Annotated in this window: 17 protein-coding genes and 1 other RNA gene; 12 read left to right on the forward strand and 6 right to left on the reverse strand. The window is 61.1% G+C overall.

From position 1 onward, the window contains the following. Positions 1 to 6 precede the first annotated feature (6 nt). Both AC15MQ_RS08105 and nirJ read right to left on the reverse strand, forming a co-directional pair. Positions 7 to 1596: a nitrite reductase gene (locus AC15MQ_RS08105; RefSeq protein WP_287667373.1), complete on the reverse strand. Its 1590-nt coding sequence runs from the start codon at positions 1594 to 1596 to the stop codon at positions 7 to 9. Beyond that, on the reverse strand, positions 1596 to 2789 hold the full coding sequence (gene nirJ / locus AC15MQ_RS08110) for a heme d1 biosynthesis radical SAM protein NirJ (RefSeq protein ID WP_483079848.1): 1194 nt from the start codon (positions 2787 to 2789) through the stop codon (positions 1596 to 1598). Before nirJ ends, AC15MQ_RS08105 begins: the two co-directional genes overlap by 1 nt. A 182-nt stretch (positions 2790 to 2971) precedes the next feature. On the opposite strand from nirJ, the gene AC15MQ_RS08115 reads away from it, so the two are divergent. The 3 genes from AC15MQ_RS08115 (at position 2972) to clsB (ending at position 5860) form a co-directional block, all read left to right on the forward strand. Then, on the forward strand, positions 2972 to 3553 hold the full coding sequence (locus tag AC15MQ_RS08115) for an NnrU family protein (protein WP_350496246.1): 582 nt from the start codon (positions 2972 to 2974) through the stop codon (positions 3551 to 3553). A 93-nt stretch (positions 3554 to 3646) separates the two neighbouring features. After that, on the forward strand, positions 3647 to 4468 hold the full coding sequence (locus AC15MQ_RS08120; RefSeq protein ID WP_287653206.1) for a mechanosensitive ion channel family protein: 822 nt from the start codon (positions 3647 to 3649) through the stop codon (positions 4466 to 4468). 231 nt (positions 4469 to 4699) lie between these two features. Then, positions 4700 to 5860, forward strand: a complete 1161-nt coding sequence (gene clsB / locus AC15MQ_RS08125; RefSeq protein ID WP_287653207.1) for a cardiolipin synthase ClsB — start codon at positions 4700 to 4702, stop codon at positions 5858 to 5860. A gap of 87 nt (positions 5861 to 5947) precedes the next feature. Here clsB and gluQRS read toward each other — a convergent pair whose 3' ends face one another. After that, positions 5948 to 6886 (reverse strand): tRNA glutamyl-Q(34) synthetase GluQRS, encoded by a 939-nt coding sequence (gene gluQRS / locus AC15MQ_RS08130; RefSeq protein ID WP_287653208.1) that lies wholly within the window; start codon positions 6884 to 6886, stop codon positions 5948 to 5950. Between the two features lie 125 nt (positions 6887 to 7011). Here gluQRS and argB point away from each other — a divergent pair, with 125 nt between their 5' ends. The 4 genes from argB to AC15MQ_RS08150 all read left to right on the forward strand — a co-directional run bounded on the left by argB (position 7012) and on the right by AC15MQ_RS08150 (position 13921). Next, a complete protein-coding gene (gene argB, locus AC15MQ_RS08135) occupies positions 7012 to 7899 on the forward strand; it encodes an acetylglutamate kinase (protein ID WP_287653209.1) in 888 nt (295 codons plus the stop codon). 10 nt (positions 7900 to 7909) lie between these two features. Next, positions 7910 to 8626: a pyrimidine 5'-nucleotidase gene (locus AC15MQ_RS08140; protein ID WP_287653210.1), complete on the forward strand. Its 717-nt coding sequence runs from the start codon at positions 7910 to 7912 to the stop codon at positions 8624 to 8626. Between the two features lie 221 nt (positions 8627 to 8847). Further along, entirely contained in the window at positions 8848 to 12831 is a 3984-nt protein-coding gene (locus AC15MQ_RS08145; protein ID WP_483079849.1) for a PAS domain S-box protein, read from the forward strand. Beyond that, complete coding sequence (locus AC15MQ_RS08150; protein WP_483079850.1) at positions 12824 to 13921, forward strand: acyltransferase family protein; 1098 nt, start codon at positions 12824 to 12826, stop codon at positions 13919 to 13921. The genes AC15MQ_RS08145 and AC15MQ_RS08150 overlap by 8 nt, the downstream gene beginning before the upstream one ends. Here the strand turns inward: AC15MQ_RS08150 and hemB are convergent. After that, complete coding sequence (gene hemB, locus AC15MQ_RS08155) at positions 13905 to 14921, reverse strand: porphobilinogen synthase (protein ID WP_483079851.1); 1017 nt, start codon at positions 14919 to 14921, stop codon at positions 13905 to 13907. The genes AC15MQ_RS08150 and hemB overlap by 17 nt on opposite strands. Before the next feature lie 178 nt (positions 14922 to 15099). Continuing rightward, positions 15100 to 15813: a ribosome biogenesis GTP-binding protein YihA/YsxC gene (gene yihA, locus AC15MQ_RS08160; protein ID WP_332337609.1), complete on the reverse strand. Its 714-nt coding sequence runs from the start codon at positions 15811 to 15813 to the stop codon at positions 15100 to 15102. 127 nt (positions 15814 to 15940) lie between these two features. Here yihA and AC15MQ_RS08165 point away from each other — a divergent pair, with 127 nt between their 5' ends. The 3 genes from AC15MQ_RS08165 (at position 15941) to AC15MQ_RS08175 (ending at position 17770) form a co-directional block, all read left to right on the forward strand. After that, positions 15941 to 16576, forward strand: a complete 636-nt coding sequence (locus AC15MQ_RS08165) for a c-type cytochrome (RefSeq protein ID WP_287653274.1) — start codon at positions 15941 to 15943, stop codon at positions 16574 to 16576. 127 nt (positions 16577 to 16703) lie between these two features. Continuing rightward, complete coding sequence (locus tag AC15MQ_RS08170; protein ID WP_332337610.1) at positions 16704 to 17135, forward strand: CBS domain-containing protein; 432 nt, start codon at positions 16704 to 16706, stop codon at positions 17133 to 17135. A gap of 383 nt (positions 17136 to 17518) precedes the next feature. Next, the gene (locus AC15MQ_RS08175) at positions 17519 to 17770 is read left to right on the forward strand and encodes a COG4315 family predicted lipoprotein (RefSeq protein WP_483079852.1); all 252 of its coding nucleotides are present in this window, start codon (positions 17519 to 17521) and stop codon (positions 17768 to 17770) included. 86 nt (positions 17771 to 17856) lie between these two features. On the opposite strand, the gene AC15MQ_RS08180 is transcribed toward AC15MQ_RS08175, so the two are convergent. Further along, on the reverse strand, positions 17857 to 18498 hold the full coding sequence (locus AC15MQ_RS08180; protein WP_287653217.1) for a histidine phosphatase family protein: 642 nt from the start codon (positions 18496 to 18498) through the stop codon (positions 17857 to 17859). 241 nt (positions 18499 to 18739) lie between these two features. Between AC15MQ_RS08180 and ffs the strand changes: the two genes are divergently transcribed. Further along, an RNA gene (gene ffs, locus AC15MQ_RS08185) (signal recognition particle sRNA small type) lies at positions 18740 to 18838 on the forward strand. Positions 18839 to 18948: 110 nt separating this feature from the next. After that, a complete protein-coding gene (gene dnaX, locus AC15MQ_RS08190; RefSeq protein ID WP_483079853.1) occupies positions 18949 to 20583 on the forward strand; it encodes a DNA polymerase III subunit gamma/tau in 1635 nt (544 codons plus the stop codon). Positions 20584 to 20603 lie beyond the last annotated feature (20 nt).

A 20603-nucleotide genomic window follows, 5' to 3' on the forward strand; every position in this document is an offset into this window, starting at 1 on the left:
GCCGGATCAATGACTGGTGCCTTCGGAACGCGATATTTTATTCCAGACGTTGTACTTGCCGACCGGTTTCTTCGCCGGGATGCGTTTCACTTCCTGCAGCGTCTGCGCGTCGATGACCACCAGCGCGCCGTCCTGTTCCCAAAGACTGGCCAGCGCGTAACGACCGTCACGCGTGAACTCGACATGCGCCAGCGTCTGACCGGGTTCGGCAGTGATTTGCGCGACCACTTCGAGCGTCTGCTTGTCGATGACCTGCAGAGCGTTCTTGTGTTCCTTGCTCATCATGGAATCGGTGAAGGCATATCGGCTGTTTTCGTGGCTGCGGAGAAAGAACCCGGGCCCAAGGGTCTTGATCTGTTTGATGGTCTGGTAGGTACCAAGGTCGATCACCGTGACCACGCCCTCATTGAGATTGGGCGTGGCCATCACGGTCCGCTCGCTCCCCGAGCGGTCACGCCACTTCCAGGTGATTCCGGAGCCCAGGTGCGGCATCCCCGGCAGATCCAGGTCGGCAACCTTGCGGCGGACGTCCAGGAGGACCACCTGTCCCCGGGTTGCCGATCGCGAAGAGCCGAGAATCGTGTCGTAACTCTGGGTGAAGAAGAAGTCATCGAGACAGTCCTCGAGTTTCGTCCGGCGTGGGGAGAACATTGCCGGCTTGAAATGACCTTCCTTGTATTGATAGTCATGTACGAGCCCCTCGGCAATCGGTTCGGCTTCGGGGTCATAACTGATTTCCCAGACCTCCGGCACATCCTTGAGCGCAGCCACGAAACTCTTGCGCGGCGCGGCATCATAGACCGCCGCAACGCGCGAACTCTGGTCACCGGCGGCATTCATCGTCGGGATGATCTTCACCAGAGAGAGGTCGGCGGCATCGAGTACCACCAGGTTATGCGGCAGGGTGTTGGCGACCATCACCCACTTGCCATCGCTCGATACCGCGGCGTTGCGCGTATTGAGGCCGGCGCGGATCTCGGCGACGACGACCAGGTTGTAGATGTCGAACTTGCTGATCCAGCCGTCGCGGGAGGCGAAGTAGACGAAGCGACCGTCCGGTGAGAATTTTGGTCCGCCATGCAGCGCATAGCGACTGGGAAAGCGATGCAGTCGCTCGAAGCTGTCGCCGTCGAGGATCGACACATGATGGTCGCCGGTTTCGACAACGATGAACAGGTTGAGCGGGTCGGCACCTTTCAGTGCGGGTCCCGGTTGTGCCGGTTGCTTTGCGGCGTCGGCATTGAAGATCCGCGAACCGCGGATCTCGGTTTCCCCCCATGCGGGGGCCGGCGTTACCGGGCGGTAGATCCATTCCACCAGTTGCTGCGCTTCGACGGCGCTGATTTTGTCGCCGAAGGCCGGCATCTGCGTCGCAACACGGCCGGCACGGATCACTTTCAGCGCTTCGGTCTGCCGCAGGCGTTCGAGACTCTCGGGCAGCAGCGCCGGGCCGATGCCTCCGAGCCGGGTTTCGCCGTGGCATGCGGCGCAGTGTTCCCGGTACAGCGCCGACGCGCCGTCCGCGCCGGCCAGGGATGACCCGGCGGCAAGACCGGCCGCCAGGCCGACGACAGCAAGGCCAGAGCGCCAGTTCATCAGACCCTCCGCAGTTTGATGTGTGGCGTCACCCGCAGGCGCTCACGGCCGGGGGCGACGCCGATTTCCTCGTCGTCAAGGTAGCAGCCGGGGTCTTCCGCCCAGGCGTCGCCGGTCAGTTGCTGGGCACGCACGCGGGTGTTGCCGTTACAGATTCCGAAGTACCGGCATTCCCCACAGCGTCCTGAAACGCGGCGTGGAAACTGCTTCAGGCCGGCCAGCAGCGGGTCGGAAAGATCCATCCAGATTTCCGAAAATTGACGCTGACGCACGTTGCCGAGGCTGTAGTGCCACCACATGGTATCGGGGTGGACGTTGCCGAGATTGTCGATATTGGCCACGTTGACCCCCGATGAATTGCCACCCCACTGGAGCAGGCGAGCGTGGATGTTGGATGCCTGGGCGGGGAATCGCTTCTGTACCCAGTGCAGAAAGTAGACGCCGTCGGCATCGTTGTTGCCGCTGGTGAACTCCTTGCGCAGACCGCGCTGCTGATAGTGCCAGCAGCTATCGAAGAGCAAATCCATCGCCCAGCGCGTCAGCCGGTGCTGGGCGTCATCCTTGCGGTTGTTGTTGCCTCGCCCGGCATAGTTGAGGTGCGAGAAATAGAATCGGTCGATACCTTCGTTCTCGACCAGTTCGAGCAGGCGTGGCAGGTCGTGGGCATTTTCCTGCGTCATCGTGAAACGAACCCCGATTTTCAGTCCGAGGTCGCGGCAGAGGCGGATGCCGCGCAGCGAGGCGTCGAACGCTCCCGGCATCTGCCGAAATTTGTCGTGGGTTGCACCGATGCCGTCGAGCGAAACGCCGACGTAGTCGAAATCGCATTCGGCGATGCGGTCGATAGTGGTGGCGTCGATCAGCGTGCCGTTCGATGACAGGCCGACGTAAAAGCCCATCGCCTTGGCATGGCTGGCAACGTTGAAGATGTCGCGCCGTAGCAGCGGTTCACCGCCGGAGAGGATCAGGACCGGGACGCGAAAGGCTTTGAGATCGTCCATCACGGCAAGGACTTCGTCGGTAGTCAGTTCACCGGGGAAGTCCTTGTCGGTGGAAATCGAGTAGCAATGCTTGCAGGTCAGATTGCAGCGCCGGATCAGGTTCCAGATCACCACCGGCGCCGGCGGGTTTACTTTCGGGCCGGGTGGTCTGGGGGTCGTGAGTTCCTGCATGTACTGCGAGATCCGAAACATCGTGCCATCCCCGAAAGAAAGCAGTCCATTAGAAGTCAGGCCAGGAGGAATGGCCTTGACGTGGATCAAGGACGCGCGTGCGCGATGAACAGGACCGTCCGGTGCTTGCCGGAGAAGCCGGGGCTTCTCCGCAGGTCTGCCGCGCGCTATTCTTGCACGTGTCTGGTTTGCGGGGAACGCTCATGGTGCTATTGCTGCTTGGTCTGGTCATCTTCTTCGGTACCCACTCGACGCGAATCTTCGCCGAAAACTGGCGTACCTGGCAGGTCGAGAGACTCGGTGAGCAACGCTGGAAGGCGATCTTTTCGCTGGCTTCGCTGCTCGGTTTCGCGCTGCTCGTCTGGGGCTATGGACAGAGCCGATCCGACCCGGTGGTATTGTGGCTGCCGCCCGTATGGACACGCCATCTGGCTGCGCTGCTGACGGTGCCGGCTTTCGTGCTGGTGGCCGCGGCGTATGTGCCCGGCAACCGCATCAGGCGAATGGTCGGGCATCCGATGGTCGCCGGTACGGCCGTATGGGCTGTCGCGCACCTGTTGACGAACGGCAATCTGGCGGACGTGCTGCTGTTTGGTGCCTTTCTATGCTGGGCGGTCGCTGATTTTGCCGCCGCGCGTCGGCGTGATCGCGGCCGCAGTCCGAGTCCACTTGTCGAGGCGCGGTTGTCAGGTGACGTCTGGGTCCTGGTTGTCGGTCTCACTGCGTGGAATGCCTTCGCCTGGTTTGCGCACGCCTGGCTGATTGGCGTCGCGCCCTTCGCCTGATTGGATTGCTGTTCCGCTGCTGGTCGCCGGGGCTTGCGCTGCCCGCAGCACAATGGGAAACTGCTCCCACTCTCAAACTCACTGGAGAAACACATGAATGCACAGGACGTGACGCGCTGGCAGGACATGGCGTTGCAGTATGGCTCGGAATTGGGCGTCAAGGTACTCGCGGCAATTGCCTTCTGGGTCATTGGTCGCTGGCTGATTCATCAGGTCGGCCGTATCGTACAGGGCACACTGGAGCGTCAGAAGGTCGATGCCACGTTGATGCGCTACCTGGGCACGGTAATCAATGTCACCCTGAACATCCTGCTGGTGATCGGCATCCTGGGCTATTTCGGAATCCAGACCACCACCTTCGCCGCACTCTTTGCCGCCGCCGGTGTGGCCATCGGCATGGCCTGGTCCGGGTTGCTGGCCAACTTTGCCGGCGGGGTGTTCCTGATCATCCTGCGGCCGATGAAGGTTGGCGATTTTGTCTCGGTGGCCGGCATTACGGGCACCGTCAAGGAGGTGGGCCTGTTTACCACGGCGATCAACACGCCCGACAACGTGCTTACCCTGGTCGGCAACAACAAGATCTTCTCGGACACCATCCAGAACTTCTCGATCAATGCCTACCGGCGTGTCGAACTGAAGGCCCAGTTGTCCGGCGCAGCCGACCACGCGGCGGCAATGGCACTGCTCAAGGAGAAAATCGGGTTCGTTCCGAACGTGCTGGCGACCCCGCCGGTGGAGGTCGAGATTCTCGAATTCAATCTTGTCGGGCCGGTGCTTGCCGTACGTCCCTATTGCCACAACGACCACTACTGGCAGGTCTATTTCGACACCAACCGGACCATTCGTGAAGCACTCGGAGCGGCGGGCTTCCCGGCACCGATGCCCGCGCAGGTGGTGTTTGTCAATCAGCAGTAGCGTCAGGGATCTGCGCCGCGAGAGTCCGGGACAGCGAGTAACCAGGCTGAAACGCAGGGGATTCTCGTGGCAGGGGGCCCGGACGATGCCCCTTCGGGTTTCAGCACCTTCTCCAATATCCCGGGGGGAACGCGGTTCGCCAGCCAGAGCGCAACTGAGAGGGTATCGCAGGCGTAGCGGTCCCGTATCGATGGCAGTCAGGATCGGGCTGTCTACCGGCGTGGCGACGTGATGGATGCCAAGTTCCTTCCTGGTAACCGGCTGACGCTGCTGAACAGTGGAGCGGAGTATTTCCCGGCACTGATCACGGCGATCAACGAGGCGAGGCGACAAGTACATCTAGAGAGTTACATCTTCGAGGACGACGCCACGGGTCGTGCCGTCGCCGCAGCGATGGCCAATGCCGCGCGCCGCGGCGTCACGGTTCGCGTCCTCGTCGACGGTTTCGGTGCCCGCGAGTTTGCCGATCGGTTGCAGCCTGGACTGGTGGCGGCCGGTGTTCAGGCAATGATCTACCGACCCGACATCGCCCGCTTTCATTTGCGTCGCCATCGTCTCCGGCGTTTGCATCGCAAGCTGGTGGTGATCGATGGTGAAATTGCTTTCGTCGGTGGCATCAATATCATTGACGATCTGAACTCCCCGCATCAGCTGCCGCCACGCTACGACTACGCGGTGCGCGTCGAAGGGCCGTTGCTGGCACCGATCCAGTTGGCGTTGCACCGCTTGTGGGAGTTGGTCCTGTGGGCAAAACTCAATCGCCGCTACCGCCTGAGCAGAATCTCGTACAAGGAACCGGAGCCGCGCGGGCACCAAACGGCGGCTTTCCTGGTGCGCGACAATATCCGTCACCGGCGCGACATCGAGGAGGCCTATCTGCAGGCCATTGCCGCCGCCGAGGACGATATCATTCTGGCCAACGCCTACTTCCTGCCTGGCCGGCGTTTCCGGCGTGCCCTGCAGGATGCCGTGAAACGTGGTGTGCAGGTGGTCATCGTGTTGCAGGGGCGTGTGGAATACCGTTTGCTGCATTACGCCACACAGGCGCTCTACGGCAAACTGCTTGGTGCCGGGATCCGCATTTTCGAGTATCAGCGCAGTTTCCTGCACGCCAAAGTCGCGGTCATCGATCGCCACTGGGCGACTGTCGGCTCGTCGAACATCGATCCCTTCAGCCTGCTGCTGGCCAGGGAAGCCAATGTGGTCATGCGCGATGAGAAGTTCGCCAGCGAACTGCGGCACAGTCTTCGCCAGGCGATGCGCAATGGCGCCCACGAGTTGCCGGTCGATAGCTGGAAGCGGTTGCCCTGGCACTCCCGCCTGCTGCGCTGGGGTAGCTACAATCTGGTCCGCACGCTCATGGGCATTACCGGTTACGGTGGCAAGCGTTGAGGCTACGCCAGCAATGTATCCTGCATGGGCACGTCGAAGCCGGGACAACGAGCAGGCAGGTGGTCAGCGCGAGGCCATGGAAAAGCATTACCGTCGACCAGGAAAGGCACCGCGCAGTGGTGGAACGCGTTCAATGGACCAGTTGGCAATCGCCCAGTCCCAGAACTCGGGGACCGGTGCGCCAACCATCTCGCTTGGCACCGGGTGGCCCAGAAAGTGTGCTGCTGCCGAGAGTAGCGCACTGCCACCCGAGGGGGGTACGGCCGCTGCGCGCGTCTGCTTGGAGAGTTTTTCGCCAGTGGCATTGTTGACCACCGGCAGATGGGCGTAAGCAGGTGTCGGCAGTCCCAGTCGCTGCAGCAACCACACCTGGCGTGGTGTCGAGTCGAGCAGGTCGGCGCCACGGACGATGGCGTTGATGCCCTGCGCAGCGTCGTCGACGACCACCGCCAACTGGTACGCAAACTGACCATCCGCGCGCATCAGGACGAAATCCCCGACGGCACGTTCAAGGTTCTGCTGCACAGTTCCCTGCACGCGATCGGCAACGGCGATGACCTCATCCGGAACGCGCATCCGCCAGGCGCGTGCCGCTCGTCCGGTGGCCAGACCGGCGCGGCAGATGCCGGGGTACACCAGTCCGCCGTCCACTGATGGCGAGGGTAGGCGCATGGCGATCTCGCGCCGAGAGCAGGTACAGGGATAAACCTCGCCGCTGAATTGCAGTCGGTTCAATGCCGCATGATACTGATCCAGCCGCCGGCTCTGGAACAGGACCTGGCCATTCCACTCAAAGCCAAAGGCCTCGAGGGTCCGCAGGATCGCGTCGGCGGCGCCCGGCAGTGTCCGAGGCTGGTCGACGTCCTCGATGCGCAAGAGCCATTCGCCGGCATTGGCGCGGGCGTCAAGGTAACTACCGACTGCCGTCACCAGCGAACCGAAGTGGAGTGGGCCGGTCGGTGAGGGTGCAAAGCGGCCGCGGTAGATCCCGCCATCGCTTCCGTCAGGCAGCGGTGCAAGGCTCATGGTCACTCCAATCGAGGGGGCTGGCAGGTACTTCGACGGCAACCTGTTTGACCTGCGTGGCGAGCCGCCTTTGTATTTCCAGCCGCGCCGAGTAGAATCCGCCGGTCACTATCAGGACTGCCGCCATGACTGATCGTTCGATCACCCCCGCCAATGCTGCCGCCATTCTCGCCGAGGCACTCCCGTACATCAAACGATTTCACGGCAAGACCATCGTCGTCAAGTATGGCGGCAATGCCATGACCGACGAGAATCTCAAACAGTGCTTCGCGCGTGACGTCGTGCTCCTGAAGCTCGTCGGGATGAACGTGGTGGTGGTCCACGGCGGTGGGCCGCAAATCGAACATCTGCTCAAACGTGTCGGCAAGAAAGGGCGGTTCGTGCAGGGAATGCGCGTCACCGATGCGGAAACGATGGAAATCGTCGAGATGGTGCTGGGTGGTCAGGTGAACAAGGATGTGGTCAACCTGATCAACCAGGCCGGTGGCAAGGCGGTCGGCCTGACCGGCAAGGACGGCAGCTTCATTCGCGCCAAGAAACTGCTGCTGGCCAACCAGGACGACAGCGATGACCTGATCGACGTTGGCCAGGTTGGCGACATCATGCAGATCGACCCGTCATTGATCGGGCATCTGGAGGCCGGAGGCTTTATCCCGGTGGTGGCGCCAATCGGTGTCGGCAAGGGCGGTGAAACCTACAATATCAACGCTGACGTGGTGGCCGGCAAGATTGCCGAAATTCTCAAGGCCGAGAAGCTGGTCCTGCTGACCAATACGCCCGGCGTCCTCGACGAAGCGGGTTCGCTGATCACCGGGATGACCCCCAAACAGATTGATGACATGGTCGCCAACGGGACCCTGTCCGGCGGCATGCTGCCAAAGATCAGTTCGGCGCTCGATGCCGCGCGCAACGGCGTCAAGAGTGTGCATATCATCGATGGTCGTGTCGAGCACGCGCTGTTGCTGGAAATCCTGACCGACCACGGGGTCGGCACGATGATCAAGTCGCACTGATCGCCTGGTAGTGCTGAAATCCGCGTCACCGGTCTGGCTTTTTGACCTCGACAATACGCTGCACGACGCTGGTCCGCACATCTTTCCGCACATCAATCGCTCGATGGTCGAGTACATCCGCGACCATCTCGGTATTGAGGAAGACGAGGCGACGCGTATCCGGCAAGTCTACTGGCAGCGCTACGGTGCAACCCTGCTGGGCATGATGCGTCATCACGGTACCGATGCCCGGCACTTCCTGTGGCACACTCACCAGTTCCCCGATCTCAAGCACATGCTGGTCCTTGAGCGTGGGCTCAGAGCCATGTTGCGTCGCCTGCCGGGGCGCAAGCTGGTCTTCTCGAACGCGCCCCTGTGTTATAGTCAAAAGGTGCTCGGACTGGCCGGCATCAGTTCCTGCTTCGATGCGGTCTATTCGATCGAACGCATTCGCTTTCAACCCAAGCCGGCAGTTGGCGGCTTTCGTTTCCTGCTGCGTAGCGAAAGCATTTCGGCACATCGCTGCATCATGGTTGAAGACGCGTTGTCCAATCTGTGGACCGCCAAGCAGTTGGGGATGAAGACGGTGTGGGTGAGCACCGCCACGCGTCAACCTGCCTGGGTCGATGTGCGGGTGGCGTCGGTTCTTGACCTGCCGCGCCAGATGCAGCGCTTGTGGACTCCACAAGCCAATTCTCGGAGCATCCAGGGCTGCCACGACCGCGCATTTGCGACCGCTTACCAGTAAACCTCCGTCTGGTGAGCAGGAGCTTGGGGTTGAGGTCGTTGTGCCGGTGACGATGCCGGGCAACCCGCCATCCTGCGGCGCGCGACGCTTCATCGGTGAGGGTCTGGCGGGGTGGATTTGACGCGCTGCCATTGCCGGTGACAACCATCGCCGCGTCCGACACTCAGGACCCAACAACGGCGTCAGATTGGCATCGCCGGAAGGAGTAATAGCTCGTCGCGATGAGGGATTCAGGTTCACTGGAACAGCAACTGCTCGAATACAAGGCGATCCTCGACCATTCGGGGATCGCCGTGGTATGCATGCGCAGTCGCCGAGTCTACCGCTGCAATCCGCGTGCAGAGGAGCTTTTTGGCTGGGCGGCAGGATCGCTGGTGGGCCAACCGGATCTGGTCTTCTATCGCAATAGCGAGGCGCGTGAAGAACTGCGCCGCAGGGTTCGATCGCAGTTGAGCATTGGGCAGACCGTTGACTTCGAAACCCGGCTGGCGAGGCGTGACGGCACGATGTTCGTCGCGCATCTGATCGCGCGCGCAATCGACCCCGCTGCGCCGCGCCAGGGAACGGTATGGATCGTTCGCGATGTCTCTACAGAGGTCTGCGCGCGTGATACCAGCGCGCGCCTGTTGCGCGAGCAGCAACTCATCTTCGAGAACGCCGACACCGGTATCGTGATCGTGCGCGATCGCATCATCCAGCGTTGCAACCGCCGCTTTGCAGAGATCCTGGATTACGCGCCTGATGAGTTGCTGGGCCAATCGACTCGCATTTACTATCCGAGCGAGGAGGCCTGGCTGGAAACCGGCCGCCGGGCATATGCGGCGATCGTCGAAACCGGCATCTACCGCGGCGACACGCTGTTCCACCGGCGCGACGGTACGCCTTTCTGTTGTTACATCACCGGCAGCATGATCAATCCGCCAGACCCGACCCAGGGCTACGTCTGGCTGTACGAAGATGTGTCCGAGAAACGTGCGGCGACCACGGCGATGGACGCGCTGCTGCGCGAGCAGACGCTGATCTTCGAACGTGCTCCGGTTGGCATTGCGTTCGTGCGTGATCGCGTCATCCAACGCTGCAATCCAAGCTTCGAAAGAATTTTTGGTTACGCGCCCGGCCAACTTATCGGCCAGTCGACCCGCATATGCTTTGCCAGTCACGAAGCCTGGTGGGCAAAGGGCGAGTACGCCCGTATGGTGATCGACGAAGTCGGGAAATTCGTTGGCGAGGTTGAGTATCGCAGGGGCGACGGCAACCCCCTATGGTGTCAGGTTACCGGCAGCTTGCTCAACCCGGCGAAGCCTGAGGAAGGGCACGTCTGGCTATTCGAGGACGTCACCGAAAAGCGTCAGGCCAGCCTTGCGATGGATGCGCTGCTGCGCGAGCAAACACTGATCTTCGAGCGCGCCCCGATCGGCATCGCTTTCCTTCGTGACCGCATCATCAAGCGCTGCAACCCCGGTTTCGAGCGCATCTTCGGATACTTGCCCGGGCAAATGCTGGGGCAATCCACGCGCGTCTGTTTCGCCAGCGAAGCCGAATGGCTTGCGGCGGGAGAACGGGCGCACGCCGGGATTGACCAGTCGGGAAGGTTCATTGGTGAGGTGGAGTACCGCAAGGCGGACGGGACACCGATCTGGTGCCAGGTTACCGGTAGCCTGCTCAACCCGGACAACCGTGACGAAGGACATGTCTGGCTGTTCGAAGACGTCAGCGCGCGTCGAGCCGCTGAGGAGGCGCTCGTCGAGAGCCTATGGGAGCAGCAACTGATCTTCGACAACGCGATGATCGGGATTTCCTATCAGCGCGATCGGACGATCCTGCGCTGCAATCGACGTTGCGAAGAAATTTTTGGCTATCCACCACGAGGGCTGCGGGGCCAGTCGACTCGTGTACTCTTCGGCAGTCTGGAGGAATGGGAGGAGGCCGAACGTGAAATCTATCGAGATGGCCCGGGGACCGAGACTTTTGACGGGGAATTCCTTTATCGCCGGCGCGACGGTACTTCGATCTGGGTGCATGTGATCGGCCGCACCATTGGCGATGATCCGGAAGAGCGGACCTGGATCTGGACCTATGAGGACGTCACCGCCCACCGGGCTGCCGAGCAGGCCTTGCAGCAAACGCAGTTGGAACTCGAGGGCCGTGTTGCCGAACGTACACTGGCGTTGTCGCAGCAGCTACATTTCATGCGTCAACTCGTGGAGGCCATTCCTGGCCCGGTCTTCTACAAGAATCGGGAGGGACGTTACCTGGGTTGCAATCAGGCCTTTCTTGCGCTCCTGGGCAAGCCACGCAGCGCGGTGATCGGTGCTACGGTCCATGATCTGGCGCCCCGCGACCTGGCCGATCGCTACCAGGCAGCAGACGAAGAGCTTTTCAAGCGGAGTGGTTCGCAGGTGTATGAGACCAAGGTCCGGCACGCTGACGGCAGTTATCGTGACGTGGTGTTTCACAAAGCGACTTATGGCAAGCACGGAGAGCCCGGTGGCGGCCTGGTCGGGGTGATGCTTGACATCACCGATCGCAGGCGAATGGAGGTGCGCCTGCAACAGGCGGCGACCGTCTTCGACAGCAGTGCCGAGGGCATCACCATTACCGCGCCAGACGGCAGCATCATTGCGGTCAACCGCGCGTTTACGGAGATTACCGGCTACAGCGAGGATGAAGTCATCGGGCGCAACCCGCGAATGTTGCAGTCCGGTCGTCAGAAAAGAAGCTATTACCGCGAGATGTGGCAGACGCTTGGCCGCTATGGGCGCTGGCGTGGCGAACTCTGGAACCGTCGAAAGGACGGTCAGCCCTTTCTGGAGTCCTTGACGATCAGCGCCGTCAAGGACCAGGATGGGCATCTCACGCATTATGTCGGGGTGTTCTCCGACATCACCGAGTTGCGCAAGGCCCACGATCAACTGGATCATCAGGCACATCACGATCCGCTGACCGGTCTGCCCAACCGGCTGCTGCTTGGCGACCGTCTGCACAAGGCACTGCAGCGTGCGCACCGCGACGAGTGCGGACTCGCCGTACTGTTCATCGACCTGGACCGCTTCAAGAACATCAACGACACCCTCGGGCATCAGGTCGGTGATCGGGTTCTCTGCGAAGTGGCCTGGCGGCTCAGCAGGCTGATGCGTGAATCCGATACCGTCGGTCGCCTGGGTGGCGACGAATTCCTGATTGTCATAGAGGGGGTCGTCGGGCCAAATGCGGTGTCGCACATCGCGGAGAAGATTCTGAATATCCTGCAGGACTCTCCGGTGACGGTCGAGCAGGAGTTCTTCGTCGGCGCCAGTATTGGCATCAGCGTTTTTCCGCAAGATGGGGACGACGCGGAAACCCTGATGAAGCACGCCGATGTGGCCATGTATCGAGCCAAGGAGCGCGGCCGGAATGCCTACGAATTCTTCACCAAGGACCTGACTCAGTCCTCGCTGGCGCGTCTGCAAATGGAAACCGACCTGCGGCGGGCCATCGAACGCGACGAGTTGCAGGTGTATCTGCAGCCACAGTTTTCGCTGACCACGGGTCGAGTCGTCGGCGCGGAGGCTCTGGTCCGTTGGTTTCGTTTCGAACGGGGACTGGTGATGCCTGGCGAGTTCATCAAACTTGCCGAGGAATCAGGCCTGATCGTGCCGATCGGCGAGTGGGTCCAGCATGCTGCCTGCTGCCAGTGGGCGGATTGGGTGGCTGCCGGGTTCGCTCCGGGTGTGCTGTCGGTCAACGTATCCGGAGTTGAATTCGCGCGCGGACGAATTCAGGAAACCGCGCGCAAGGCGCTGGAGGCGTCGCGTCTGCCGGCGCAGTTCCTGGAGTTGGAGATTACCGAGAGCGCCATCATGAGTCAGGCCGAAAGCAGTGTCCAGGTTCTGGACAATCTGCGGGCAATGGGGCTGGGTTTGGTGATCGACGATTTCGGCACCGGCTATTCTTCGCTGGCCTACCTGAAGCGGTTGCCGCTCAACAAGCTCAAGGTGGATCAGAGTTTTGTGCGCGGGCTGCCCGGTGACACTGAAGACTGCGCCATCGTGCGTGCGGTAATTGCCTTGGCGCACAGCCTGCAACTGACGGTCATTGCCGAGGGCGTTGAGGTCGAGACCCAGCGTGAGTTCCTCAAACGCGAGGGTTGCGACGAAATGCAGGGCTACCTGCGGGGACGGCCGATGCCCTTCGCCGAGTATCAACAGCGCTTCCTCGATGGTTGAAGCCCGCAGGCCTGATGGCCGGTCGAGGTTGGCCTTCGTCGACGCGTTGAAGGCGCTGGCCTTCCAGTTGATCGTTCTGCATCACCTGGCTTTTTATGGGCCGATGTCCGACCATGCCTACCCGCTGGCGCCCGTCCTGATGACATGGCTGAGCCAGGATGCACGCATGGCAGTGCAGGCTTTTCTGGTGATCGCAGGCTTCCTGGCCGCACGAAGCATTGCTCCCAACGGGGCGTTGCTGTCGAACGAGCCGTTCGTGCTGTTGCAGCAAAGGTATCTGAAACTGGTCACACCCTTCCTTGCCGCGGTGGTGATCGGCATCGTCTGCGCGGCCATTGCGCGCGAATTGATGGTGCATGACTCAATACCCGGTCCGCCGACCTTGCCACAGATCCTGGCGCACGCGCTGCTGTTGCAGGGGATTCTGGGTTACGACGGGCTGTCGGCGGGCGTCTGGTACGTGGCCATCGATTTTCAACTGTTTACACTGCTGGTGGCGATCCTTTGGCTGGCCCGTGGTGTTTCACAAAGAGGTGCAGCAACTGCTGCCATTGGGGCCTCGCTGGTGGCCAGTCTGGCGCTGTCGTCGCTGTACCACTTCAATCGCGATGCCGATTGGGATGACTGGGGGGTGTACTTCTTCGGGTCCTACGGTCTGGGGGTTGCCGGCTACTGGGCAACAAACGGGCGACGACCGCTGGTCTGGCTACTGCCACTGGTCGCGGCGGTGATCGCCGCACTGCTGCTGGACTACCGGCCGCGTATTGCCGTGGCGTTGCTGGTGGCGCTGGCGCTCAGTCTGGCCCGCATGCTGGGTTTTCTTGAGAGCTGGCCGCAGTCGCGCGTGCTGGCCTACCTTGGCCGGATTTCCTACTCGGTATTTCTGATTCACTTCCCCATTTGCCTGCTGATCAGCGGAACATTTTCGCGTTTCGCGGGCAGCGACGCGTGGATCAATCTGACGGGAATGCTCTTTGCCTGGCTGGCGAGCATTGCTGCCGGCGCGCTGTTCTACCATTGGGTCGAGAGTCCCTCGCAACGATTCTTTCGCGGAGCCTCCTCGGCTTCCGGCGTCAGGCAAATGCCTTGAGCCACTTTGCCGCGGCCAGTGCAAAGTAGCTTAGAACGCCGTCCGCCCCCGCACGTTTGAAGGCCAGAAGGCTCTCCAGAACGCAGGCCTGTTCGTTGAGCCAGCCATTCCCTGCCGCAGCCTTGAGCATGGCGTATTCGCCGCTGACCTGGTAGGCGTAGGTGGGCACCTTGAACTCTTCCTTTACGCGTCGGACGATGTCGAGATAGGGCATCCCCGGCTTGACCATCACCATGTCGGCGCCTTCGGCGAGGTCCAGGGCTACCTCACGCAGGGCTTCGTCACTGTTAGCCGGATCCATCTGATAGCTGTGCTTGTTTCCCTTGCCGAGGTTGCCGGCGGATCCGACCGCGTCGCGGAAAGGGCCGTAGAAGCTCGATGCGTACTTCGCCGAGTAAGCCAGGATGCGGGTGTGAATCTGCCCGGCAGCGTCAAGTTCGCGGCGAATGCGGCCGATCCGGCCGTCCATCATGTCCGAAGGCGCGACGATGTCGGCTCCCGCCTGTGCATGGACCAGCGCCTGTCGTGCCAGGACTTCGAGCGTTTCATCGTTCAACACGTAGCCGCGCGGATCTGCCGGGTCGATCAGGCCGTCTTGTCCATGGCTGGTATAGGGGTCGAGGGCGATGTCGGTAATTACGCCCAGGTCGGGAAATGCCCGCTTCAGCGCGGTGATCACACGCGGTACCAAACCCTCGGGGTTGAACGCTTCTTCAGCCCCCGGTGTCTTGCTCTCGGCTTCGATGACCGGGAACAAGGCCAAGGCGGGAATGCCGAGGGTGCAGGCCTGTTCGGCGGTTTTCAGCAGTTGATCGAGGCTTTGCCGTGCAATTCCAGGCATCGAGGCTATCGGCTCGACGCGTTTGCTGCCATCGAGAACGAACACGGGGTAGATCAGTGCATCGGCAGTGAGTTGCGATTCGCGCATCAGGCGACGCGAAAAGTCATCGCGGCGCATCCGCCGCATGCGCGTACAAGGGAAACTCGCGTGGTAGTCCATGGAAGTCGTTGTGGTCCGATAGATACAATTGATGGAATGGTCTTGTGGCGGGGGAACTATCCGCCAGAGAAATTGTTCTTAGCGCCTAGATGGCTATGCCATCTCCCGCTTCACCTCCCTGAGCGGGTGCCTTATTCCTGTAAGGCATGTCCTGCCCCCGGTTCGCCGGGGGCTTTTTTTAGTGACGCCCGCCGGCACGATCGACACTGCGGGCGCCCCAACCGATGGCACTGCGCTTTTTCGCGCGGGCCGTCTTCTCGGTGGCCAGACCTGTTGGCGGTGGTGCCTGCGGTGTGATGGCGAGACCCAGCCAGGCGCCAAGAACCGCCTCGGCCTCCATCACCCCCGACTTCTTCAAGCTGGAGAAGAGTTGCAGGGTGCAGTTGCTGCCAATGGCGGTCAGTGCCGTCTGTACTTCGCGAAATGCGAGGGCCTGCTCCTGGCGAGTCAACTTGTCGGCCTTCGAAAGCAGAACATGAATCGGTTTGCCGGTCGGTGCGAACCAGCCCAACATCTGCAGGTCCAGTTCAGTGAGCGGGTGGCGACTGTCCATGATCAGCACCAGGCCGCACAGCGCTTCACGGTGACGGAGATAGGGTGCGAGCAGGCCCTCCCATTGCGATCGGATGGCCTCCGGGGCTTTGGCAAATCCATATCCTGGCAGGTCGACGAAATACTTTCCCGGGTCGAGGCGAAAGTAGTTCAGGTGCTGAGTTCGTCCCGGCGTCTTGGAGACGAAAGCCAGGCGCGAGTGATTGGCCAGGGTGTTGATCGCCGAAGACTTGCCGGAATTGGAGCGTCCGGCAAAAGCTACCTCACACTGCGAATCGGTGGGGAGATCACGCAAATCGGCAACGGTGGTGTGAAAGATGGCCTGCTGGAAAAGGGGCATGGAGGAACCCGAGAGTGGATGGAGAGGAGAGGCACGCGCCCAGACGGCAAACTGTTATAGAATATCAGCTTTGTTGCATCGCTTCTGCGGCCTGAGATTAGTCATTGTTGTCAATGGGAGTTTGGACATGATTCGTACAACGGCACTTGCGGTTCTCCTGGCCGTCAGTTTCCCCACCGTCGCAACGGAACAGGCAAGAGACAAGCCTGATTTGGCGAAAGCCAAGGAAATCGCTGGCGGAGTTTGCGTTGCCTGCCACGGTGCCGATGGTAACAGCCCGGCGGCGGCCAATCCCATTCTTGCCGGACAGATTCCCCAGTATATCTACAAGCAGTTGAGCAACTTCAAGGCAGTCGACGGCAAGCCGGCGGTCCGCAACAACGCCATCATGGGCGGCATGGTTGCAGCATTGTCGGATGAGGACATGCGGAGCCTGTCGGTGTATTTCTCGCAGCAGAAGATGCAGCCTTCAGTGGCCAAGGACGAGAAGTTGCTTGCGGATGGCAAGACGCTTTGGCGCAAGGGGGATTTCGAGAAGGGCATTCCGGCGTGTGCCGGGTGTCACGGCCCTGCCGGCGCCGGGTTGCCAGCACAGTATCCGAGGCTGGCCGGACAGTACGCCGAGTACACGTCCACTCAGTTGAAGAACTTCCGGAGTCAGGAGCGGGCCAACGACGCAGAGAAGGTGATGCGTGTGATTGCCGGCAAGCTCTCCGATCAGCAGATCAGCGCTGTTTCCGAGTACGCTGCCGGTCTGCGCTAGGCGCCGGTGGTCCCCGTTCACACGGGTGGAAGGCCAGGGGGCGGCGAGTAGTAGACATCCTGCCCCCTTGGCAAGGACCGCCTGACGCTCTAGTATGGTATGACTTCCTGACCAGAAAGGACGCTTCATGAAGACCCTCAGGCAAATCCTCGCCGCCAAGAATGTACCCCTGGTGGCCGTTGCTCCCGACGATGCGGTCTTTTACGCGCTGCAGTGCATGGCCGACCATAACGTTGGTGCGGTTCTAGTGCTCGATCGGGAGCATCTCGTTGGTATCTTCTCCGAGCGTGATTATGCCCGCAAGGTGATCCTGCATGGCAAGGCTTCAAAGGACACCCGGGTAAGCGAGATCATGACCGACAAGGTGCTTTACGTTACGCCGGACCGGACGGTCGATGAATGCATGGCCATCATGACGGAAAAGCACTTCCGGCACCTGCCGGTTCTTGACGACGAGCAGAAGGTTCTGGGGATTGTCTCCATTGGCGATGTGGTCAAGGAAACGATCTGTGAGCAGCAGTTCATCATCCAGCAAATGGAAAAATACATCGCGGGTTGAGGCGGCGTACATGCGTGCGCGTCGTCCCAGTTGCGCAGGCCGGTAGCCGTAAGAACTGGGTTGAGCCCGTTGATGCCTGATTGCTCAATCGGGCATCGCGGGTGGCCATGATCGCTCAGCGCGGTTTTCTGGTTGCTCGCAGATGGAGAGAGGTTTCCGTTGCTGCCGCCAATCGTCAGACAATGACCGACGTTGCAACGGAATAAGTTGGCGTTGCGTGCTGTTTACTCAAATTCACACCAGCGGAGGAGATCCCATGAGCGCCTTGCACGTTTCCATCCGTACCTTCGCCTTTTGTGCAACCCTGGTAGGCAGCAGTTGCTGCCGCTGAAACAAATCCACCAGCGCGCGTCGAGGGGGGCCTGCTGGTTGGCAACAACGGCATGACCCTCTACGTCTTCGACAAGGATGCCGCTGGCAAGAGTGTCTGCAACGGTCCGTGCGCCACCAACTGGCCGCCGTTGACGGCCGGTGGAAGCGATCAGGCCGCTGGCAACTGGTGCATTCTCAACCGCGACGACGGCAGCAAGCAATGGGCTTACAAGGGCAAGCCGCTCTATTTCTGGTCCAAGGATCAGAAGCCAGGCGACAAGACCGGTGATGGATTCAATGGCGTCTGGCACATCGCCCAGTAGGCGACCGCCGCACTAACGCCAGCGAATACAGGGAAACCTCCTTCCGATACGCACACGAGGACGAGTGCAGATTTGCCGCAGCAGCACTAGGGTAGTTCGTCCAGGCCGACCATGGCCAGATGTTCGGTTCCGCCCCAGGTGTCCAGAGCCCAGCGTTCGCCGCACAGGCTGACCCAGCTTATCCCTGCGTTCGGAATCAGGAAGTCGCGTGGACGGCTCAGGGAAGTGCCGCGGACCAGGCGGTTCACAATATCAAGGACACCGCCGTGGGTGACTACGAGTACGGTTGCTCCCTGGTGTTCGGTGGCCACGCGCTGCAGGCCGGTGCGAACGCGGTCGTACAATTGCCGCAAGCTCTCACCCCCCTGAGGAATCACGAAATCCGGGTCTCTCCTTTCGAACGCCTGATACTCGGCCGGGTATCGGGCGCGGGATTCGTCGTAGGTCAGGCCCTCAAACAGGCCATAGCGCCGTTCCCGGAACTCCGGTCGCAAGGTCGGGAGCAGGCTCAGGCTGACGGCGATGCGCTCGGCGGTCTGCCGAGCACGCAGCAGATCGCTGCTGTACAAGGCTGCCACCGGCTGCCCTGACAGCCACTTCGCTGCGGCAGTTGCCTGGGTCTGTCCCAGCGCATTGAGACCGATATCGATCTGTCCCTGGATACGCTTCTCGGCGTTCCAGGTGGTTTCACCGTGCCGGACGATGCAAATTCGGGTTTTTTCTTCCATATTCTGTCGTTCGATGAATACGTTCCGAACCAGGTCCTGGTCGGCGCGCGGTGGGTAAGGAAGGGCGTCGGGGTAGATCGCTTTATCTTGCGCGCCACAAGTGCGCGTCTCATGTTTTGGTAGCGGGTTCGACCGGCAAGTCTATCCGGGAGGCCGGAATTCTAAGCCATTTCGCCTGACAAGCAGGGACCGTATGCTCAATTTCGGGTGCGGCGGCGGATGATGTGCTAGCATTCGTGGTGGCGGGTCTCCCCGCATCGCAGGATGGTGAACCTGGTCAGGTCCGGAAGGAAGCAGCCACAGCCGTCTGATGTGAGTGCCGGGGGTAAGGCTCGCCACCTTTCTCTCTTCGTTTCGCAAGCCGTTGGTCGAGATTGATGCAGGGTCTCCCTGCCGGTCGGCACGGAAAACACCTGCGGAGCTGGTAACGCCATCTGCTAGAATCCCGCCATGAGTTACCAAGTCCTGGCGCGCAAGTGGCGCCCGCGATCGTTCGCCAGCCTGGTCGGGCAGGAACATGTGGTGCGGGCGCTGACGCACGCACTGACCGCAAGGCGTCTGCATCACGCCTATTTGTTTACCGGCACGCGTGGAGTCGGGAAAACCACCCTGGCGCGTATCCTGGCCAAAGCCTTGAATTGCGAAACAGGAATCACCGCTTCCCCCTGCGGCACCTGCGCCGCATGTCAGGAGATCGATAGCGGGCGCTTTGTGGATCTGCTCGAGGTAGACGCGGCGACCAACACCAAGGTCGATGAAATGCGACAGCTCCTTGAGAATGCGGTCTATGCGCCAACGCGCGGCCGTTTCAAGGTCTATGTGATCGATGAAGTTCACATGCTCTCGAACTCGGCCTTCAACGCCATGTTGAAGACTCTCGAAGAGCCGCCCGAGCACGTGAAGTTCATTCTGGCGACCACCGACCCGCAGAAGATCCCGGTCACTGTTCTGTCACGCTGCTTGCAGTTCAATCTCAAGCAGATGACCCAGCCGTTGATTGCCGATCATCTGAGGCACATACTGGAAGTCGAAGGGATCAGCGCCGAGCCTGGCGCCCTGCAGTTGCTGGCCCGCTCGGCCGCAGGCAGCATGCGCGATGCGCTGTCACTGCTCGATCAGGCGATCGCGCATGGGTCGGGCAAGGTCGAGGAAGCACAGGTGCGCGAAATGCTTGGCGCAGTCGATCTGGATCACCTGTTCTCGATCATTGACGCTCTGCTTGCCGGCGATGCGACGGCACTATTGCGGGTGGCCGATGACATGGCCGCACGTAGCCTGTCATTCGACGCGGCGCTGCAGGAAATGGCCGGTCTGTTCACCCGTATTCAGATCGCCCAACTGGCGCCGCTGGCGATCGCCGACGACATGCCGGAGCGTTTGCGCCTTCTCGAAATCGCCTCCAGACTGGATCCGGAATTCGTTCATCTGGCCTACCAGATCGCTGTGCATGGGCGTCAGGAATTGCCTTTGGCGCCTGACGAGCAGGCCGGGTTCATCATGACGTTGTTGCGCCTGCACGCTTTCCGCCCTCTGCTCGATGGCGCTGCCGGCACGCACCCGGCACTTGGCAGTTCCGGCGTTGGCACGCCGACGGCACCGGAGCCACGGGTCACTGCGTCCGACAGCGGATTGGACCACGATGAGCGGGGGCCGTTGGATCAGCCCGCTGTGCAGGCGGTTTTTGTGGCGGCTGCCGAGCCAGGTCGGCCGGCCGGCGACTGGCCGGACATTCTCGCGGCCCTCAAAATCGGCGGCATGGCGCGGGAGTTGGCGCAGCATTGCGAGTTGCGCGAATTTTTGGGGGCACGTATCGTCCTTCGTCTTTCGCCGGCACATCGCCATCTGCTGATGAAGCCCGCGCAAGACAAATTGCAGCAGTCGCTTGGCGAGTACTTCGCGAGGCCGTTGCAATTGACCATCGAGCTTGAAGAAGTCTCTGGCGATACACCCGCGGCGGCGGCGCAACGTGACCGCCGCGAGCGCATGGATCGCGCCATCGCTTCGGTCGAGCAGGATGGTTTTGTGCGCGAGGTGATTGAGGTCTTCGACGCAACACTGATCGAATCTTCCATTAAACCCGTGTAGTCCATTATTTCAATTTGAGG

This window comes from Candidatus Accumulibacter propinquus (assembly GCF_056856495.1).

Excerpts from the sequence above, each read along its gene's own strand:
- AC15MQ_RS08105 (WP_287667373.1), bottom strand. The coding sequence starts at position 1,596 with ATGAACTGGCGCTCTGGCCTTGCTGTCGTCGGCCTGGCGGCCGGTCTT.
- nirJ (WP_483079848.1), bottom strand. The coding sequence starts at position 2,789 with ATGTTTCGGATCTCGCAGTACATGCAGGAACTCACGACCCCCAGACCA.
- AC15MQ_RS08115 (WP_350496246.1), top strand. The coding sequence starts at position 2,972 with ATGGTGCTATTGCTGCTTGGTCTGGTCATCTTCTTCGGTACCCACTCG.
- AC15MQ_RS08120 (WP_287653206.1), top strand. The coding sequence starts at position 3,647 with ATGAATGCACAGGACGTGACGCGCTGGCAGGACATGGCGTTGCAGTAT.
- clsB (WP_287653207.1), top strand. The coding sequence starts at position 4,700 with ATGGATGCCAAGTTCCTTCCTGGTAACCGGCTGACGCTGCTGAACAGT.
- gluQRS (WP_287653208.1), bottom strand. The coding sequence starts at position 6,886 with ATGAGCCTTGCACCGCTGCCTGACGGAAGCGATGGCGGGATCTACCGC.
- argB (WP_287653209.1), top strand. The coding sequence starts at position 7,012 with ATGACTGATCGTTCGATCACCCCCGCCAATGCTGCCGCCATTCTCGCC.
- AC15MQ_RS08145 (WP_483079849.1), top strand. The coding sequence starts at position 8,848 with ATGAGGGATTCAGGTTCACTGGAACAGCAACTGCTCGAATACAAGGCG.
- AC15MQ_RS08150 (WP_483079850.1), top strand. The coding sequence starts at position 12,824 with ATGGTTGAAGCCCGCAGGCCTGATGGCCGGTCGAGGTTGGCCTTCGTC.
- hemB (WP_483079851.1), bottom strand. The coding sequence starts at position 14,921 with ATGGACTACCACGCGAGTTTCCCTTGTACGCGCATGCGGCGGATGCGC.
- yihA (WP_332337609.1), bottom strand. The coding sequence starts at position 15,813 with ATGCCCCTTTTCCAGCAGGCCATCTTTCACACCACCGTTGCCGATTTG.
- AC15MQ_RS08165 (WP_287653274.1), top strand. The coding sequence starts at position 15,941 with ATGATTCGTACAACGGCACTTGCGGTTCTCCTGGCCGTCAGTTTCCCC.
- AC15MQ_RS08170 (WP_332337610.1), top strand. The coding sequence starts at position 16,704 with ATGAAGACCCTCAGGCAAATCCTCGCCGCCAAGAATGTACCCCTGGTG.
- AC15MQ_RS08175 (WP_483079852.1), top strand. The coding sequence starts at position 17,519 with ATGACCCTCTACGTCTTCGACAAGGATGCCGCTGGCAAGAGTGTCTGC.
- AC15MQ_RS08180 (WP_287653217.1), bottom strand. The coding sequence starts at position 18,498 with ATGGAAGAAAAAACCCGAATTTGCATCGTCCGGCACGGTGAAACCACC.
- dnaX (WP_483079853.1), top strand. The coding sequence starts at position 18,949 with ATGAGTTACCAAGTCCTGGCGCGCAAGTGGCGCCCGCGATCGTTCGCC.